Source organism: Kytococcus sp. HMSC28H12 (assembly GCF_001816045.1).
In the GTDB taxonomy this organism is placed as follows: domain Bacteria; phylum Actinomycetota; class Actinomycetes; order Actinomycetales; family Dermatophilaceae; genus Kytococcus; species Kytococcus schroeteri.
The window spans coordinates 1-1,056 of sequence record NZ_KV824626.1 but is presented as its reverse complement, the minus strand read 5'-3'; the positions used below and the strand labels follow the sequence as shown (position 1 = coordinate 1,056).

Here is a 1,056-nt window from a genome sequence, read left to right as displayed (position 1 = left end):
CGGACGCGGCGTGGCCGGGTCGGCCTCGTGCCGGGCCCGCAGCCGGGCCAGCACCACCTGCAGCTCGAACGCCTCGGAGAAGCGCAGCCGCGCCCGGGCCCGCTGCACGTCGGACCAGTCGGCCGGGCGGTGCAGCAGCGTCCACGCCTCGGTCGCGGTGAGCCCCTGCGCAGCGGCCACCGAGGGGGGCAGCACGTCGGGTGCCTCGTCCAGGGCGTGCAGGGCCATGGCGGCGGCCTGGCCGACCTGCACGGAGGTGAGCTGCTTGACCTCCTTGTACAGCCCGATGAGGCCCTCGGCCGGCTCGGCGAACGCGCCGGCCTCCTCGCCGGCGGACTCCAGCACCACGTAGTCGGGGTGCGTCATCTGCAGCGCGCCGCGGTACTCCCCCACGGTGCCGATGAACATCACCCTCGCCCCGGGCACGAGGCGGGTGGTGTGCCCGAAGGCGGTGAAGAAGACCACCGTCAACCGGCCCCCGGCGTCGTCGCGCGTCTGCACCACGAGCCGCTTGCGCCGCGGCTGGTTGCGCATCGGCACCTGCTGCGCGGAGACCACGGTGCCCACCACCACCGAGCTCTCCCCGACGGTGAGGTCTGCCATCGCCGCCGGCCGCTCGGGGTCCAGGTAGCGGGTGGGCACGAACTGCACCAGGTCGCCCACGGTCCGCAGGCCGCGCTCCTTCTCCAGCCGCTTGGCCTCCCGCTCCCCGATGACGGACGGCAGCCGGGCGTCCCAGGTCACCACGCCGGCCCCCTCACTCGAGCCCCACGAGCACCGGGAACGCCCGGGGCCCGCCCTCGACGACCTGCACCTCCAGGCCACGGCGTCGCAGCCGCAGGCTCGACTCGACGGCCCGCCCCACGGCAGGGTCCAATTCCTCCCCGAGCACCACGGTGGCGAGCTCCACGCCGCGGGTGGGGAGTTCGGCCAGCACGTCCGGCAGCACGTCGGCCACGTCCTCGCCGCGGGCCACCTCGCGCGAACCCACGGTGCCGACGACCCCGCCCCCGGGGAGGGCCCGGACCGCCCCGTCGTGGGTGGCCCCCGCCGCGG

At 76.0% G+C, this 1,056-nt stretch carries 1 protein-coding gene and 1 pseudogene; both read right to left on the bottom strand.

Annotated features, from left to right (window positions below; genetic code table 11):
- On the bottom strand, positions 1–747 hold a 747-nt coding region (locus HMPREF3099_RS09960; protein WP_371327534.1), incomplete at its 3' end, for an OB-fold nucleic acid binding domain-containing protein.
- Between the two features lie 10 nt (positions 748–757).
- Positions 758–1,056, bottom strand: a pseudogene (locus HMPREF3099_RS13090) (hypothetical protein); the annotation flags it as partial.